Below are 16,101 nucleotides of genomic sequence, written 5' to 3' on the forward strand. Positions count from 1 at the left end.
GGTTTCGGCCAGGATGTCAGCTTTTGTCAGGGGCGGTGCTGCGCAGCATCTCTTCGGCCAAGGTGATGCCGCCGGGGTGGCCCACATCACACCACAGACCGGGATAGGACAGCCCGCAGAACCTGCCTTTTGCCTCTGCCTCGTGCCACAGCTTATGCAGAGAAAAAGCCTCGTCCTCGATGTGCGCCAGCGCTTCTGTCTTTACAATTTGGGCACCCGTGTAGACCATGTCACCTCCCCAATGCAGCCCGCCGTCTGTCAGGGTGAAATCCCCGCCCCCTTTGCGCCCTGTGGCGTTGGACAGCGGCACGCACAGCAAAAGCGCGTCCATCGCGTTCGGGTTCCAGGCGTCATGCAGCAGCTGCAAAGGATTTGGCCCCTGCCAAACAGCATCCGTGTTCAGCGTAAAAACCGGACCATCCCCCAAGATCGGCGAAGCCCGCTTCAGGCCGCCCCCCGTGTCGAGGATCTGCGGCTTTTCGACACTCACGTGCACATCTGTTCCGGCCAAGTGTGCGACGATCTGATCGGCTCTGTAGTGGGCGTTTACCACGCGTGTGCTGAGCCCTGCGGTCAGCTTCAAGGCGTGGTCCAGCAGGGGAAGACCCGCAACGGGGATCAGCGGTTTTGGCAGCGTGTTCGTCAACGGGGCCATGCGTGTGCCGAACCCGGCGGCAAAAAGCATCACCGCGTCGGGTGTCATCCGGTCGGGCATTGCGCGCGCAAATCCTTCAGATGGTCGCCCTCGGGCGCGGGCAATTGCAAGATGATCGGGCGCATGGGGGCGAGAGCCGGATGGGTCATTTGTGCCTGAATGTGGTCCCATGTCCGCGGCAGAAAGTCGAGATAGCGCGTCTTGCCGTGCGTGACCGCGAGCCGGGCAAAGACACCAAGAATGCGAAGGTTGCGCTGTACGCCAAGCACGGCATATGCGGCGCGATACGCTTCTGGATCGCTGTCAGTGGCGGCGAGGTATGCCTCTATGCAGGCGTTTTCGGTATCGGGAAAAAGATCGCGTCTCACGTCACGGCACAGCGACACCAGATCGTACGCGGTGTGTCCGCAGACCGCATCCTGAAAATCGAGCAAGCCTGTGCGCGCTGCGCCCGTGCGGTCGGGCAGATGCAGGATGTTTTCCGCGTGAAAGTCGCGCAGCACCATCACGTCCTGCGGAGAGGCATGCTGAGCGAGTATCGGGCCAAATGCCTTTTGTGCCTCCTCCAGCAATTCATACTTCCGGACGTAATGCGTAAAGGCGAGGTCAATTGACTGAGTGAGCAGCTCTGGCGTCGCACGGGGCAGGCGGGACGGCGCGGCCTTTTGATGCAGCGCGACCAATGTGTCCACCGCCTGGAGGTAGAGCTGCTTCTCCGCCTCGGCATCAATCGCCAATTTCGCCACCAGACCATCCCCAAGGTCTTCGAGCAGAAGAAGGCCCGGCGCTTCCGCCAATACGTGGGGCGCGGACAGGCCTTGGTGTGTCAGGTGACGTGCAAGGGTTGCGAAAAGCGATGTATCACCATCCGGGTCCTGCATAAGGATCGCGGTTTGCCCTCGGCGATCAAGGCGTGTGTAGTGGCGGGAGGAGGCATCCCCTGCAAGCTGTGTCGCCTCGGCGTCGTTCCAGTTGGACGTGGCAAGGAAATCTGCAACCTCGTCTCCATGCACGGGTCCGGATGTCATGGTCAAAGCGGCGTCGATCCGTTTGTTCCAATCTGAATCGGTCCATTGCATGTCAAGCTGGCGGCTATTGTCTGATGGGCCATCGCTGAACTGCAACATAAGCGACGAGACAGGGGCCAGATCGCCAAGCCTGTCGGGCCATTCGACAATGCAAATGGCGTTGGAAAATGCCTCAAGCAGGCCAAGCTCTTCGATCTCATCAGGGCTGTTAAGCCGGTACAGATCGCTGTGCCACAGCGGGCCCCGGTCGGTTTCATACTCCTGAACCAAGGTGAAAGTGGGCGATGGCACGTCTTCTGGCTCTGTCAGCAGCGACTGAATCAGCGCACGAGCGAAATGCGTCTTGCCGGCGCCAATACTGCCGGTCAGCAACAGCACGTCCCCGGCGCGCAATTGGCTGCCCAACGCGCGCGCGAAGTCGGCGGTGGCCTCCGGAGAGGCGAGGTTGAGCGCTGTGATCGGCGATACCTTGTTCATACCGCCTAAATATCAAGGGATCTTCGCACCGCAAGGTCAGCCGTGACTGCGGCCGGGCTGTTTTATCTGATCGTCTTCGATCTGTTGCATTTGCGGGTCCGCGTAGGCCGCGGGAACGTAGCGCAGCGTTCCGGTCGCTTCGGAAGCGCTGCGGTTGGCAAAGCGCACCATCGTGGCACCGGCGGCCACCGGTTCCACGATGCACACCAGGCGCTCCCCGTCGTTGGTTGTCAGTTCCGATTCCCATGCGGTTCGCTCTCGCAGCGTCAGCACAAATTCCCGTAGCTCGGACCAGATCGGGCTGGGCTTGCAGGCTGTGCGCCAGATGGAAACGGCATCAACGATCGTCACTTCGGCAAAGGTGCAATCCGACTCGCATTTCCAGCGTTCGCGGTAAGCTGCGTTGGAAAAGGTCAGCACGCCCAGACGCGAAAAAACGGCGACCGAATCCCCGAAGCAATCCAGCACCGATTGTGTCAGTTCGAGCTCGGAGCGGAAGCGGCGTGTCAGGCTGATCTCGGCGGATATGTCTTCCAGCAAAAAGGCGACGGCACCGTCGGGATGTGGCCGTCCGGTGATCTTGTAGGTCAGGCCGGAGGGCAGGTTCCATGTTTCAGCGTAGCGGTCCTCGCGCGCGGCGGTGACAACATCGTAAAGCTTGTCGCGCCAATTGGCGTAGTTTTTTGGCTCAGGCATCGTGCGATTCTCGCGCATGTGGTCGAAGAACGAGAGCAGATTCGGTTTCGAACTCAGGAAATCCACCGGCAGATGCGTCAGATCCACCATGGATGGATTGAACAGGACCAATTGCCGGTTCTTGTCAAAAACGGCGAGGCCAATAGGCAGATGCGCAAAGGTCTTTGTCAGCGTCTGGACAAAGTTGCGCTGGGCCATCTCGGCGTTGACAAGGCTGTCAATGGAGGTCGCAAAGTGCACCCAGCCCTCCCCGGTGGGCGTGGAGATTACCTCGAACCAATGAGCTTTATCCGTGTCGTCGCTAAGACTTAGGCGATTCATTTGTGTGCTGCGAGATGGCGGCACCGGCAGAGCAAACGGCAGGCAGTCGTTTGGATCTTGTCCGATCTCTTCGCAGAGTTTTTCGTAAGCGTCGTTGTACCAGGTCACCTCGTCGTCGCGGGAGGTTTGCCAGACGGGATAGGGGGTGTTGCCGCAAATGGTAAACAACCGGTCAAAGGATTGCTCGATCTGCGCGGCACGATAGGTTTGCGCCGGTTTGCTCATTGGCGCCTGCAGTGTCAGCCGCAGTGTCGTGCCAGAGGGCATGGCGCGCAGTGTCGCGCCTTCGACGAATTCGCAGGTCCATGCGTCGGGCACGGTTGGCGCGTCTTCGGGTAGGTCAGGAAACCCGGAAAGCAGCGAGTCACGCAGTTCGAACCAGGTCATGCCATTGATATCGCTGCGATTGAACAGGTGAACGACATCGTCGGTGTGGTCAAAAACGCGCCCATTGCGCAAAAGGACAACCGTCTCTGACGGCACGGGGCGGCCCTCTGGACCTGACTGTCGGCGTCTGAGCGTGGCGAATGCCAAAAAGAGGACCGCAAGTGCCGTCGTTCCGACGCTGGCCCCGACCGCCATCACTGCAATTTCCTGCAAACTTACGCCCCTTCAGTGGTCCTACATAACATTTTCACCTACCCAACTCTCGGGATACTTCATGATGGTTAACGACGCGTTAAACGCGCAAGGGCTTTGTTATGGTCAGTGATCGAAACGCTGATTTTCACCCAGGGGCGTGCCTGGCGGCGTCTTGGCCACGATCTTTTCGCGCGGCCAGACGACTTCGACAATGGCGCCGCCGGGGTTGCCGGGCGCCGTCATCGGCGCGTAAGGATCAGAGCCGTTGGCAAAGCTGAGTTCCGCACCAGAACGTTCCAGAAGCGTTTTGGCGATGAAAAGGCCGAGGCCCATCCCTTCATATTCCGGTCGCGCGCGCCGATCTGCGTCGGACCGGCGCCGACGCATGAACGGATCGCCGATTCGCCCGATCAGCTGCGGCGGGAACCCGCGCCCGTCATCGAGAATACGGATAGAGACAACCTCGTCCGTCCACATCGCTTCGATCCAGACAGTCGCGCGCGCGAAATCCACTGCGTTCTGGACAAGGTTGCGCAGGCCGTGAATGACTTCAGGTCTGCGCAAGATTTGCGGCGGATTGAACTCCCCACCAGGACCGGGGCCGTCCTCAATCAAAATGTCCTTGCCACGGTCCTGATGCGGTTCTGCCGCCTCCCGGATGACTTCGATCAGCGGGGCCCGCCGCATGTGGAGGTCGTCTTTCCCGGCGCGGCCCATGGATCGCAAGATGTCCCGGCAGCGATCTGCCTGCTCGCGGATCAAAAGGGCGTCGTCTTTCAGATCTGACAGTTCGGGATGATCATCCAGATCATCGGCCAGCTCCGATGAGGTCAGCTTGATCGTAGCCAAGGGTGTGCCCAGTTCATGGGCCGCAGCGGCCACGACCCCCCCCAGATCATTGAGCTTCTGGGCGCGCGCAAGTGCCATCTGCGTCGCGGCCAACGCGTCCGACATGGAGTTCATTTCCCGCGCGATACGCCGCGAATACGCTGACAGAAAGCTCAGGGCGATCAGGATTGCGACCCATTGGCCGTACACGAAAATGTCAGGGATGCGCAGGACAAACCCCTCGTCGGTGCGCAGCGGAAAATGGTAAAAGACCATCAGGCTCACCAATACCATAGCGGTCAGGCCAAGGGTCACGGTGGACCGCAGAGACAGCACCGAGGCAGAGATCGTCACCGGCCCCAACACCAGCAGCGAAAACGGATTGTTCAGCCCGCCGGTCAGAAACAACAGGACACAGAGTTGCAGCAGGTCAAACATCATCATCATGAAGTTTTCTGCTTCCGAGAGCCGCTTGTTTTCGGGGAAAATGAAGATGGCCACAAGGTTGCCGACGACCGATGTGCCGACGACAAGATAGCACAGCCCCAGCTCCAGCTGCAGGTTGTACATGCGCTGCGCTGCGGTGATCGCAGCGATCTGGCCAATGATCGCAACCCAGCGCAACAGGATCATCGTCCTGAGGCGGATCCAGTTGCTGCGTTGCTCTTCGCCCAGAAGGCCAAATTCGGTTGTGTTCATGGGATCTGTTTCCCCTCTGTTGCAACGTATGGCAAGAGGGCGGAATGGACGCCTGGAAACATGCGAAAAATCGTATATATCAGTCGGGAGATGCCGGCATGAAGGAGGACATCGTGGTCAAAACCTTTACCAGAGTTGCGACAACAGCGGTTGCACTGCTGCTCGGCGGCACATTTGCGGCCTCTGCCGGGTGGCTTGACGGTCTGTTCGGCGGCAACGCCGAGGATGCCTTTGCCCAGTGTCGGCAGGGGGCCGTGGCCGGCGACATCGGCGGCCCGTTCGAGCTGGTCAATGCGCAGGGAGAGACGGTCACCGATACCGACGTGATTACCGAGCCGACGCTGCTGTATTTCGGCTACACGTTTTGCCCGGACGTATGTCCCTTCGATGTGGCGCGCAATGCGCAGGCGATCGATATTCTGGAGGAGCGCGGCATGAGCGCGACGCCGGTCTTTGTCTCCATCGATCCGGAGCGGGACACCCCAGAGGTGGTGGGCGATTTTGCGGACACGTTCCACGACAAGATGATCGGACTTACCGGATCCAAGGAGCAGGTCGATGTCGCGTCCAAAGCGTATCGCACCTACTACCGCGCTCAGGAGGCCGAGGATGAATATTACCTCGTGGACCATTCGACATTCACCTACCTCGTTTTGCCGGAGGCTGGCTTTGTCGACTATTTCCGCCGCGAGGTCACGCCAGAGCAGATGGCGGATCGGGTCGGATGCTTCGTTGACGCTGCGTCCTGACCGGATTGAGTGATCCATTCGTGGGGTTTGACCGTACCAGTAGGCAAGGTTAAGAGTGAAACCCACAGTACGTCACCAGGAGGGAAGTCCTTGGCAGCAAATGAAATAGACGAACTGGGTGAGGACAAGTCCCTGCTTTTGGTGGACGACGATGAGCCTTTCCTGAAACGTCTGGCCAAGGCCATGGAAAAGCGCGGCTTTGACGTGGAGACCTCTGGCTCTGTTGCAGGTGGCACGGCTGTGGCCACGGCACGCCCCCCGGCTTACGCAGTGATCGACCTTCGGCTGGAGGACGGCAATGGTCTGGACGTGGTCGAAGTGCTGAGGGAAAAACGGCCTGATAGCCGGATTGTTGTTCTGACGGGATACGGTGCGATTGCAACTGCGGTCGCTGCGGTGAAGATCGGCGCAACCGACTACCTGTCAAAACCCGCCGATGCGACGGACATCACGAACGCTTTGCTGTCCAAAGGCGATGAGCTGCCGCCGCCGCCTGAAAACCCCATGAGTGCCGACCGGGTGCGTTGGGAACATATCCAGCGGGTTTATGAGCTGTGCGATCGCAACGTGTCAGAGACCGCGCGTCGTCTGAACATGCACCGCCGTACGCTTCAGCGCATCTTGGCAAAGCGCTCGCCCCGGTAGGTGCGGCCAAATCAATCGGAACATCATGCAGGGCGGGGGATGACCCCGCCTTTTTCCGTTTCAGAGCAGGGAAATGCGCGACCGGGCAGAGGATGCTTCGTCTTCCAGTGTCTCGGCTGACATGATGTGCCAGTCGAGCCCGGTTTGCCCTTGTTCGCCTGCATTTTTCAGCGCCAGTTTCGTGGCGCGGGCCTGCTCGGCCGACAAGCTGAGCGCATGGGCCAGATCAACGCGGACTTCGCGGATCTGTGCTTCTTGAGCGGCATAGGCATCTGGCGTGATCTGGCCGGTGTCGCGCTGAAACTTCAGCTCGGTCAAAGCGGTGTCCTGGAATGAGAGCAATTCGGTCAGCCCATCGTTGAACTGTGCCATTTCCCGTTGCGCGCCGGAAATGGCGGGTGTGACGCGCGACAGTTTTACGATCTCCACGCGCTCGGCGACGCGCTTTCTTCCCAAAGCGTTGCCCACGACGGCGCCAACACCACCGCCGGCCAATGCACCGACGACGCAGTTGCTGCCATCCGCTGCGGAGGCGGTCACGAGCGCCAGACCGCAACCTGCGGCGGCACCCGTCGCCGCGCCCTTGAGCGTCGCACTGCGGACCATTTCGCGGGTCATGTCGTCCAGGGCTCTGGCCTGCGCCAGCATGGCCTGTTCGGGTCCGGCAACCTCTTGTGAGGCAAAGGAAAGGATGCCGCTATTGTTTCGACTGACATGGTTCTTCTGCCCGCAGGCAGCGGTGGTCATAATGCAAATCGAAAGGACAATGATCTTGGCACGCAACATGTTGACTGCTCCTGTAATTCACTAACAAACTGCGGCTTGTCCCGCCTTTGCTTGTGAATTGCTCGGAGAATCTGGCTAGATTGAGGCAAATTGTTTCCAAAGTTTGGATCCGTGCCGCAAGTGTACAGTTCTTTACATCTGTTCCAGCAACACTGCTACGCGATCTGTGAAAGCATGGCGGCACACCACAGGGGGCCGCAGGTGAATACCCAGATCGGCAATCAGCTCCCGGTTGGGGCGCCCGAACAATTTGTTCGCTTCCGCCTCGGTAAAGCCTGCGATCTGCGTTGCCTCCATCCAGGCAGATACATTGTCCGCCTTCTTGATCCGCTGCTTGAGCCGCGTTGGCGTCATGGCGGGCAGGCCAAAGCGGATGTGGATTGCAGCGGTCAACCGTTTGTCCAATTCGCTGTAATCGGGACCGACGGCGGCCTTGACCGGCGAAATCATGTCCCCGATCACATATTCAGGCGCATCGTGCAGAAGCGCCGTCAGCCTGTCTGCCGCTGTGCATTTGGGATGCATACGAGCAAAAAGGGCTTCGACCAAAAGCGAATGCTCGGCCACGGAATAGGCGTAGTCGCCCTGCGTTTGCCCGTTCCAGCGCGCCACAAAGGCCAGACCGTGGGCGATGTCCTCAATTTCTATATCGACAGGCGTCGGATCCAGCAGGTCGAGCCTGCGGCCCGATAGCATGCGCTGCCAAGCACGGGGCGGTTTGGCCATGAGAGATCCTCGGCGGATGGAAAAACGCTGCCTGAATAGGCCGATGTGCTCAATGTGTAAATCATCCGTTAAGGCGAAGCTGGCAATGTACCCTCAATCCCGCGGTGCTATAGGACATTGTGATCTGAGGCCACCGATGGTAGCTCGAAAGGAAAAGCCTGTCGGTTTCGACGGGCTGAATATTCTCATGCAAAGGGACTTCAATGTCGCAAGATTACGTCGTCAAGGACATTTCGCTGGCCGACTTCGGTCGCAAGGAACTGGATATCGCTGAGACGGAAATGCCGGGGCTGATGTCACTGCGTGAGGAATACGGAGAGAGCAAACCGCTGTCCGGCGCACGCATCGTTGGCTCGCTGCACATGACCATTCAGACGGCCGTTCTGATCGAAACACTGGTGGCGCTGGGGGCGGATGTGCGCTGGGCGTCCTGCAACATTTTCTCCACGCAGGACCACGCGGCAGCGGCCATTGCTGCCGGAGGGACCCCGGTCTTCGCGGTCAAGGGGCAGTCGCTCGAAGAGCATTGGGACTACCTCGACAAATCCTTCATGTTCCCGGATGGCGCGAACATGATCCTCGACGATGGCGGCGACGCGACGCTCTATGTGTTGCTCGGAGCGCGTGCCGAAGCTGGCGAAGACATCATTCCCGTGCCTCAGTCCGACGAAGAGGTCGTGATCAAGGCGCAGATCCAAAAGCGCATGGCCGCGTCGCCGGGCTGGTTCACCAAGGTGAAGGAAGCCATCCAGGGCGTGTCCGAGGAAACCACCACGGGCGTCCACCGCTTGTACGACTTGCACAAGAACGGCCAGCTGCCGTTCCCTGCGATCAACGTGAACGATTCCGTAACCAAGTCGAAGTTCGACAACAAATACGGCTGCAAGGAATCGCTGGTTGACGGCATCCGTCGCGCCACCGACGTGATGATGGCAGGTAAGGTCGCTGTTGTGTGCGGCTATGGTGATGTGGGCAAGGGGTCCGCGGCCTCGCTCTCCGGCGCCGGTGCGCGCGTGAAGGTCACTGAGGCGGACCCGATCTGTGCCCTGCAGGCGGCGATGGACGGCTTCGAGGTGGTTCTGCTCGAAGATGTTGTGGCCGACGCCGACATCTTCATCACCACCACCGGAAACAAGGACGTGATCCGCATCGAGCACATTCGTGAGATGAAGGACATGGCCATCGTTGGCAACATCGGCCACTTCGACAACGAGATCCAGGTGGCGGCGTTGAAAAACCACAAGTGGACCAACATCAAGGACCAGGTGGACATGATCGAGATGCCCTCCGGCTCCCGCATCATCCTGCTGTCCGAGGGTCGCCTTCTGAACCTTGGCAACGCCACCGGCCACCCGTCTTTCGTAATGTCGGCCTCCTTCACCAACCAGGTGCTGGCGCAGATCGAACTGTGGAAGAATGGCGATGATTACCAACCGGGCGTGTATATCCTTCCCAAGCATCTTGATGAAAAGGTCGCGCGCCTGCATTTGGGCCGCATCGGGGTGAAGCTTACCCAGCTGTCGAATGAGCAGGCGGCCTACATTGGCGTGTCACCTGATGGTCCTTTCAAGCCGGAACACTATCGCTACTGACATCCGGTTAGGGCAGCGCCCAACTTATACATCGTTTCCAAAGGCCGGGTTTTCCCCCGGCCTTTTCCATGGAGCCAACAGGTTTTGTTCATTTTTCCAGTCGCGGTGGGTCTTCACGCGTTCGCCGGTGGATGTTTCGAATAAGTGTCTCATCCCGCAAGGCCGTATGGCTGTTTGTTGAACATCCGCGGTTCGAATTTGTATCAGTCTTCTACCGCCCGCATTGGCGTCTTTTTGACCGAGACTGATTGGCGGACCTGCGGGTATAGAGCGAGACATCGCGGTGCGGCGTTGTCTCCAGCTCTTCGCGTGGCTTTGAAGAACCTCTTCGATATGGATGTACCGCCGGTTTGAGGTTCGCCGTCGCTTGGCTTTGAAGCGTGATCAGCATGTCACACTCCCATCCCTGCAAATACCGCCTGCCGCGTTGAGCCCTGGTCGACGAAGGGACATGCGTTCATTCGGGATGGACTGGTTAACAACCGACCGGTTTGTCATGGGAAACCGGTCGGGACTCACGTTAAGGACTGATTAAACGGGCAAGGTAAATGCAGCGGTCGTCGTTTTAACCCCCGAGCGTCTCCAAGGGCACATCGTCGCCCTCTTCACCGCCAAACCGAAGCAGCTCAACCGATGTCAATTGGATCGTTTCATCACCCGACGTGACCATCAGACGTCCATCAACCTTCTGAAAGGAATAGATTTCTCGCGCCAGAGGAAGCACGACCGTGTCGCGTCCCGCCCCGCCGTGGATCACATCCGCGCCACCGCGGGACATGATAACGTCGTCCCCGCCCAGCGCGATGAGGTAATCGATCGCTGCGGTGCCTTCGATCCTGTCCGCGCCGTTGCTGCCGGGAGTCCGGAGTCCGTCCGCAAAAACAAGGGCTTCTCGGTCTTCCCACTGCGGACCAGAGGCATTGTAAGCCATCAACATGTCCCAGCGTGGATTGGAATCCTCAAGATGTCTTAACGCGCCCCAAGACCCCCATTGAGAGGCCGGGGCCACGTCCACAAAGGCATTGAACAGCGTTCCGCCCGCGTTGGCCCAGCCGCCCAGCAGCATCTCATAAAGTTTCGCCATTTCAGGGGTATAGTTGAACTCCTCAAAGAACGCGGTCATGCGTTCGTCATTCACCTGCGGCCCATGCGCCGTGACATGCGTGCCGCCTTCGTACATCACGAGACGCAAGTCATAACGCCGCGCGGCATCTGCCTGATACGGGAACACTTCGTTAATCAGTTGCGATAAACTGCCTTCTTCCAAGGCTTTAGCAACGGGCGCGATGGCCCCGTCAAAGCGCGCATCCTTGACGAACTCGCGCAGAGCCACCCGCCGCAGTCCTTCCGCTTCGCCCGCTTCAATCGCCAGCGCTTCCGACTGGTCCAACCAGCCGTTCATCCGCTGCGCCATCTCGTCAGAACCCATTTCGTATCCAAAATATCCCGTTACGGCATAGGCGTCGAAGCTTTCCACCGGCTGTTTGCCCAGCGCCAGAAAGGCCAGCGGCGCCACGAGAATATGCTCCTCCAGGCCTGGCCATCCCGTGTGTGTGCCGATCACCCGCACCAGCCGATCCTCTGCCGCCTCGCCAAAAACTTCTGTCCAGATGTCCATGACTTGTGCCGAGCGCAGACCGTACCACTGCATCCAGCCCAGATCGCTTTCACCCCACAGGTTTGTGGCTTGCTCCCGCGCATAGGCGGCCTGCGGGAAAGCCTGATTCCAGACCTCGTTGGAATATTCCACATGGGCCTGCAAACTGGGGTCCAGATCACGTTCGACCAATTCCGCAAAGCGCCGGACATAATCGTCGTCCGCGCCATGCGGCATGTTAAACCACGGGTCCGCGCCGATCACATTGGCCAGCCGCACCATCACCTCCGCCGGAACGCCCCAGTCCAGCCAGTTGATGCTCTCCATTACCGGCCGGTCTTCCCATGCCATCACGGGGGAGCCGTTGGTCAGCATCCAGTCCATGAACCGAACCGATCGAACGTCCTGAATCCGATCCAGAAACAAAGGGTTGAACAGCGCACCCGCCTCATGCAGCGGTAGGAATTCCTCCTTTACGATGGCGATGTTACGGATGGGATCGTCCTTGGGAACCTCCTCGATCCGCAGGGCAACCAGCCCCTCGCCAGGCTCGTAGCGGAAAGTGATCCGTCCATCTTCGTAACGCACCCGCTTGGCGCGCCCGGTCAGCTCAACCTTGCCGGACCCCTCATAGGTCAGCACATAATCGCCGCGCAGCCAGTCCTGATCCTCGTTCTGGTCCGTCAGCAGCACCGCCTCCAGCGCGACGGCTTCCGGCGGCACGCCAACCGGGTAGTCGAACGCATCCAGATAGCCCCCGGCGCGCAACTCCTCGGTGCTGATCGCACCCCATTGATCTGCCGTATGTCCGACCCAACCGCGCGCAGATTTCATTATGTTTACAAAGGGATGCTGCGTCGACCAATCCGACACGCCGTTCAGGCCAAACCCCAGAGAGGGCAGCCCCTCAGGCCGCATTCCCGCCTCAGGAAGCAACAGCGCCTCGCGCTCTGGCAGTGTATCCTCCGGGGCCTCTGCGGTCTCGGTCACGTTCTCCGCCACCAGGGGCTCCGCCTCGGCGCGCGCCTCGCGCGCGGGCACAGCCGCCCAGATATGCTCAGCGATTTGTTTGTAATTCGCCACCAATTCAGGGTGCAGTGTGGCAGGTGGCACATAGTCCGTCGGCGGCGGCGCATCGAATAGCCACGAATAGACCACCATCCCTGCCAGGAAATAGATCGTTGGCTTTCCATGCGGCGCGCCGTCTTCGTACAGCTCGCCCGCGGGTACGTCCGCCAGCGGTCCACCCTGCGCCATCAGCTCTGACAAGACTTTTGCGACAGGGATCAGCGTCACGTCCTGTTCTGGTCGTGTGACGTGGAGAACGTTGATAAGATCCTGATACCACTGGTGATATTCACCGGCGTTCAGCTCGTGATATTTTTCAAAGGCGCGGTCACGCGGTGGAAACCGCCCCACGACGCTGTCCATATCGGCCCAGCCCTCGTAGACATAAAGCTCCGTGTCCGGGTCTTGTTCCTGCACCCAATCGAACAGCGCCAGCATCGCGCTCAGCGGGCTTTCTCCGTCGGGATTGTCACCTTCATAAGGCACGTCCGGCAGCTGGTACTGGATGAAGTTTGCCGGCGTCACCAGAACCGCATCGAATCCCGCCTCGCCAAATCCGCCCTGTCCAGAACCCCAGGCGCCGCTGACGCCGTCAAAGGACCAGTTCGGGGTCGGCGGAAGCCCATCGGCAAAGTCGCGCAGAAAGCCCCACTGCCCCTCCACCGCAAAGCGACGTCCGTCCGCTTTGGCGAATTCGTTCACCCAATGCGGCACATTGGTATTTTCGCTCTCTTCACTGAGGTGGTTCACCAGCGAGTTGCCAAAGATATATGCGGAAACTTCGTCTTGCTGGGCCTGCGCCCCGCACGACACACCACACCCAAGAGCCAACGCCCAAATCCAGGTCCTGATCATTACACTGCCCTGCCTATTTTTGAGCAGTATGCCCCATTTCCGATGCGGCTCAAAGTTCCGCAAGGCAGCGTTGGCGGGAAATCTCACTTTTATAGGGTTTTCATTCACGAATAGGGGTCTATGATCCCCTTTATGACAACGGTCCGCCATATCCCTGCTTTCGCGTCCCTTCGGGCGCCGCTTGCGCTGGCCCTTGCTCTAGTCCTAAAGCGCCTCTGAGCGTGCCATCCGGCGCGACCGCTCAGAGGGGAACCGCTTCGCGCCAAGAGGCCTAGAGATATACGAGAGATCACCATGACAACTGATATTCCTGCGGACCAGAGCCGCGTTCTTATCTTTGACACCACGCTTCGTGACGGTGAACAGTCGCCCGGTGCGACCATGACCCACGACGAAAAGCTCGAAATTGCAGAGCTGCTCGACGACATGGGTGTCGACATCATCGAGGCAGGCTTTCCCATTGCCTCAGAGGGCGACTTTCGCGCCGTCTCTGAGATCGCGCAGCGGTCCAAGCAGTCTGTGATTTGCGGTCTGGCCCGCGCCCAACTGCCCGACATCGATCGCTGTATGGAGGCCGTGAAGCACGCCGCACAACCGCGCATTCACACGTTTATCGGCACCTCGCCGCTGCACCGCGCCATCCCGAATCTCACCATGGACGAGATGGCCGACCGCATCCACGAAACCGTCAGCCACGCGCGCAACATCTGCGACAATGTGCAATGGTCACCGATGGACGCAACACGCACGGAATGGGATTACCTGTGCCGCGTGATCGAGATCGCCATCAAGGCCGGGGCCACCACGATCAACATCCCCGACACCGTGGGCTACACCGCTCCACGTGAATCAGCGGACCTGATCCGCCGTCTGATCGAGACCGTGCCGGGCGCCGATGACATCGTCTTTGCCACGCATTGCCACAACGATCTTGGCATGGCTACGGCGAACTCACTGGCCGCGGTCGAGGCTGGCGCGCGTCAAATCGAGTGTACGATCAATGGCTTGGGCGAACGCGCAGGCAACACCGCGCTCGAAGAAGTCGTGATGGCCATGCGGGTTCGCAACGACATCATGCCCTTCTCGACGCAGATCGACACCAAGAAGATCATGCATATCTCGCGCCGCGTTTCGACCGTGTCAGGCTTTCAGGTGCAGCCGAACAAGGCCATCGTCGGCAAGAACGCATTCGCCCACGAATCAGGCATCCACCAGGATGGGATGCTCAAGAACGCTGAGACGTTCGAGATCATGCGGCCGGAGGACGTGGGCCTCGCTGGAACGTCTCTGCCGCTTGGGAAACATTCGGGCCGCGCCGCGCTGCGTGCAAAGCTCAAGGAGCTTGGTACAGAGGTCGGGGACAATCAGCTCAAGGACATCTTTGTCCGCTTCAAGGACCTCGCCGACCGCAAGAAGGAGGTCTACGACGATGACATCCTTGCGCTGGTGTCAGCCACGACCGAGGGCGGCGATGCCATCAGCCTTGTGAATCTGCGCGTGGTGTGCGGCACCGGCGGTCCCGCCGAGGCCCAGATCGAGCTGGAGATTGACGGCACTGACAGCACGGCAACCTGCGAAGGTGATGGCCCTGTAGATGCCGCGTTCAAGGCGATCCGCGAATTGCATCCCAACAAGGCACAGCTGCAACTGTATCAGGTGAATGCCGTGACCGAAGGCACAGATGCGCAGGCGACGGTGTCGGTGCGCCTTGAAGAAGACGGCATGATTGCCACCGGCCAGTCTGCGGACACGGACACCGTGGTGGCCTCGGCTTTGGCCTATATTCAGGCGCTCAACCGGCTTGTCGTGCGTCGTGCCAAAGTTGGACCGGGCGCTGACAAGCGGGAAATCAGCTACAAGGAACTCTGACTGCCAGAGCCACAGAAAACCGGGGCCATCGCGCCCCGGTTTTTCGCTTCAGTTGGCAAAATCCCACGCAGTGCTGCGCTTGCCACGCACTTTGCGGACCGAGTATTTCGCCCCGACGAGCGCATGAAGCGCACGGGCCAGCTTTGAGCTGAAGAAATGGCTCAGGCTAAATTCCCAGCCGGTCGCGCGCGCTGCCGAATACGCGACAAAGGCCGCAAGGATTCCGTAAAAGGCTATGTCAGAGTTGGTCACGGCGGTCTCTCCATCTCTCGTTCAACATAATCGTTAAGGAGAGTTTAAGGCGAGAGTTTGCGCGCTTTGCGATAGATCAGGACTTTTTCACGAACTTTGTGAGGATCACGATCCGCTGTCCTTCGACCCGGCCCGAAATATGCTCTGCATTGTCGGCCTCCAGGCTGATCTTGCGCACGGCGGTGCCTTGCTTGGCGGTAAAGCCCGCGCCTTTGACCGGCAGCGCCTTGATCAATGTCACTGTATCCCCGTTCTGTAGCACTGTGCCGTTCGAATCGCGGTGCACCACCGCATCACCCGAAGGCAGCCCCGCCTGCGCCCATTCCAGAACCTCCGGCTCCAGGTAGGCCATGTCGAGCAGGTCGTTGGCCCATGCCGCGTCAAGCCCATTCAACAAGCGCCATGCAAGCACTTGCTCTGCCGGTTCAGTGGACCAGATTGCCTCGTTCAGGCACTGCCAATGCGGACCGTCCTGCGGCCCGGTTTCGACGCCCGCGCGGCAGGTTTCACATAGCGCAACGGTGTCGTCTTTTGGGGAGACGGCAAAAGGGGTGGCATTGTCGGCTTTGCACAGCGCGCAAGTTGTCATCGGGCTCTCCTGATTTGTTTCGTGCCTCAGACCTCAGCCGCGCCGCGCTGTCCATGCGTCTAAACGCGCAGGTGAAAGAGGGCGCAC

13 protein-coding genes are annotated in these 16,101 nt (G+C 59.6%); 4 read left to right on the forward strand and 9 right to left on the reverse strand.

Features of this window, described 5'->3' with window-relative positions:
* Window positions 1–16 precede the first annotated feature (16 nt).
* The 4 genes from J4E08_RS04935 to regB all read right to left on the reverse strand — a co-directional run bounded on the left by J4E08_RS04935 (window position 17) and on the right by regB (window position 5,286).
* Window positions 17–715, reverse strand: a complete 699-nt coding sequence (locus tag J4E08_RS04935; protein ID WP_349537542.1) for a nucleotidyltransferase family protein — start codon at window positions 713–715, stop codon at window positions 17–19.
* Window positions 700–2,160: a tRNA (adenosine(37)-N6)-threonylcarbamoyltransferase complex ATPase subunit type 1 TsaE gene (gene tsaE / locus J4E08_RS04940; protein WP_349537543.1), complete on the reverse strand. Its 1,461-nt coding sequence runs from the start codon at window positions 2,158–2,160 to the stop codon at window positions 700–702. Before tsaE ends, J4E08_RS04935 begins: the two co-directional genes overlap by 16 nt.
* Window positions 2,161–2,196: 36 nt before the next feature.
* Window positions 2,197–3,777: a PAS-domain containing protein gene (locus J4E08_RS04945; protein WP_349537544.1), complete on the reverse strand. Its 1,581-nt coding sequence runs from the start codon at window positions 3,775–3,777 to the stop codon at window positions 2,197–2,199.
* Window positions 3,778–3,882: 105 nt separating this feature from the next.
* Entirely contained in the window at window positions 3,883–5,286 is a 1,404-nt protein-coding gene (gene regB / locus J4E08_RS04950) for a sensor histidine kinase RegB (protein WP_349537545.1), read from the reverse strand.
* Window positions 5,287–5,384: 98 nt separating this feature from the next.
* Here regB and J4E08_RS04955 point away from each other — a divergent pair, with 98 nt between their 5' ends.
* Complete coding sequence (locus tag J4E08_RS04955) at window positions 5,385–6,035, forward strand: SCO family protein (protein ID WP_349537546.1); 651 nt, start codon at window positions 5,385–5,387, stop codon at window positions 6,033–6,035.
* 90 nt (window positions 6,036–6,125) lie between these two features.
* Window positions 6,126–6,680 carry an ActR/PrrA/RegA family redox response regulator transcription factor gene (locus tag J4E08_RS04960; RefSeq protein ID WP_183962414.1) on the forward strand — a complete coding sequence of 185 codons (555 nt, stop codon included), beginning with the start codon at window positions 6,126–6,128 and terminating at the stop codon, window positions 6,678–6,680.
* Between the two features lie 60 nt (window positions 6,681–6,740).
* Here the strand turns inward: J4E08_RS04960 and J4E08_RS04965 are convergent, their stop codons facing one another.
* Window positions 6,741–7,466, reverse strand: a complete 726-nt coding sequence (locus tag J4E08_RS04965) for a hypothetical protein (protein WP_349537547.1) — start codon at window positions 7,464–7,466, stop codon at window positions 6,741–6,743.
* Between the two features lie 132 nt (window positions 7,467–7,598).
* A complete protein-coding gene (locus tag J4E08_RS04970) occupies window positions 7,599–8,192 on the reverse strand; it encodes an HD domain-containing protein (RefSeq protein ID WP_183962418.1) in 594 nt (197 codons plus the stop codon).
* Window positions 8,193–8,395: 203 nt separating this feature from the next.
* Between J4E08_RS04970 and ahcY the strand changes: the two genes are divergently transcribed.
* Window positions 8,396–9,784 carry an adenosylhomocysteinase gene (ahcY, locus tag J4E08_RS04975; protein WP_183962420.1) on the forward strand — a complete coding sequence of 463 codons (1,389 nt, stop codon included), beginning with the start codon at window positions 8,396–8,398 and terminating at the stop codon, window positions 9,782–9,784.
* Window positions 9,785–10,349: 565 nt separating this feature from the next.
* On the opposite strand, the gene J4E08_RS04980 is transcribed toward ahcY, so the two are convergent.
* Window positions 10,350–13,304 (reverse strand): calcium-binding protein, encoded by a 2,955-nt coding sequence (locus J4E08_RS04980; RefSeq protein ID WP_349537548.1) that lies wholly within the window; start codon window positions 13,302–13,304, stop codon window positions 10,350–10,352.
* Window positions 13,305–13,598: 294 nt separating this feature from the next.
* Here J4E08_RS04980 and J4E08_RS04985 point away from each other — a divergent pair, with 294 nt between their 5' ends.
* A complete protein-coding gene (locus tag J4E08_RS04985) occupies window positions 13,599–15,173 on the forward strand; it encodes a 2-isopropylmalate synthase (RefSeq protein WP_183962425.1) in 1,575 nt (524 codons plus the stop codon).
* 48 nt (window positions 15,174–15,221) lie between these two features.
* On the opposite strand, the gene J4E08_RS04990 is transcribed toward J4E08_RS04985, so the two are convergent.
* Window positions 15,222–15,425 (reverse strand): hypothetical protein, encoded by a 204-nt coding sequence (locus tag J4E08_RS04990; RefSeq protein WP_183962427.1) that lies wholly within the window; start codon window positions 15,423–15,425, stop codon window positions 15,222–15,224.
* A 76-nt stretch (window positions 15,426–15,501) separates the two neighbouring features.
* On the reverse strand, window positions 15,502–16,014 hold the full coding sequence (locus J4E08_RS04995; protein WP_183962429.1) for a PhnA domain-containing protein: 513 nt from the start codon (window positions 16,012–16,014) through the stop codon (window positions 15,502–15,504).
* Between the last annotated feature and the right edge of the window lie 87 nt (window positions 16,015–16,101).

The organism is Sagittula sp. NFXS13 (assembly GCF_040148795.1).
GTDB lineage: Bacteria > Pseudomonadota > Alphaproteobacteria > Rhodobacterales > Rhodobacteraceae > Sagittula > Sagittula marina.

Excerpts from the sequence above, each read along its gene's own strand:
- J4E08_RS04935 (WP_349537542.1), bottom strand. The coding sequence starts at position 715 with ATGCCCGACCGGATGACACCCGACGCGGTGATGCTTTTTGCCGCCGGG.
- tsaE (WP_349537543.1), bottom strand. The coding sequence starts at position 2,160 with ATGAACAAGGTATCGCCGATCACAGCGCTCAACCTCGCCTCTCCGGAG.
- regB (WP_349537545.1), bottom strand. The coding sequence starts at position 5,286 with ATGAACACAACCGAATTTGGCCTTCTGGGCGAAGAGCAACGCAGCAAC.
- J4E08_RS04955 (WP_349537546.1), top strand. The coding sequence starts at position 5,385 with ATGAAGGAGGACATCGTGGTCAAAACCTTTACCAGAGTTGCGACAACA.
- J4E08_RS04965 (WP_349537547.1), bottom strand. The coding sequence starts at position 7,466 with ATGTTGCGTGCCAAGATCATTGTCCTTTCGATTTGCATTATGACCACC.
- J4E08_RS04970 (WP_183962418.1), bottom strand. The coding sequence starts at position 8,192 with ATGGCCAAACCGCCCCGTGCTTGGCAGCGCATGCTATCGGGCCGCAGG.
- ahcY (WP_183962420.1), top strand. The coding sequence starts at position 8,396 with ATGTCGCAAGATTACGTCGTCAAGGACATTTCGCTGGCCGACTTCGGT.
- J4E08_RS04980 (WP_349537548.1), bottom strand. The coding sequence starts at position 13,304 with ATGATCAGGACCTGGATTTGGGCGTTGGCTCTTGGGTGTGGTGTGTCG.
- J4E08_RS04985 (WP_183962425.1), top strand. The coding sequence starts at position 13,599 with ATGACAACTGATATTCCTGCGGACCAGAGCCGCGTTCTTATCTTTGAC.
- J4E08_RS04995 (WP_183962429.1), bottom strand. The coding sequence starts at position 16,014 with ATGACAACTTGCGCGCTGTGCAAAGCCGACAATGCCACCCCTTTTGCC.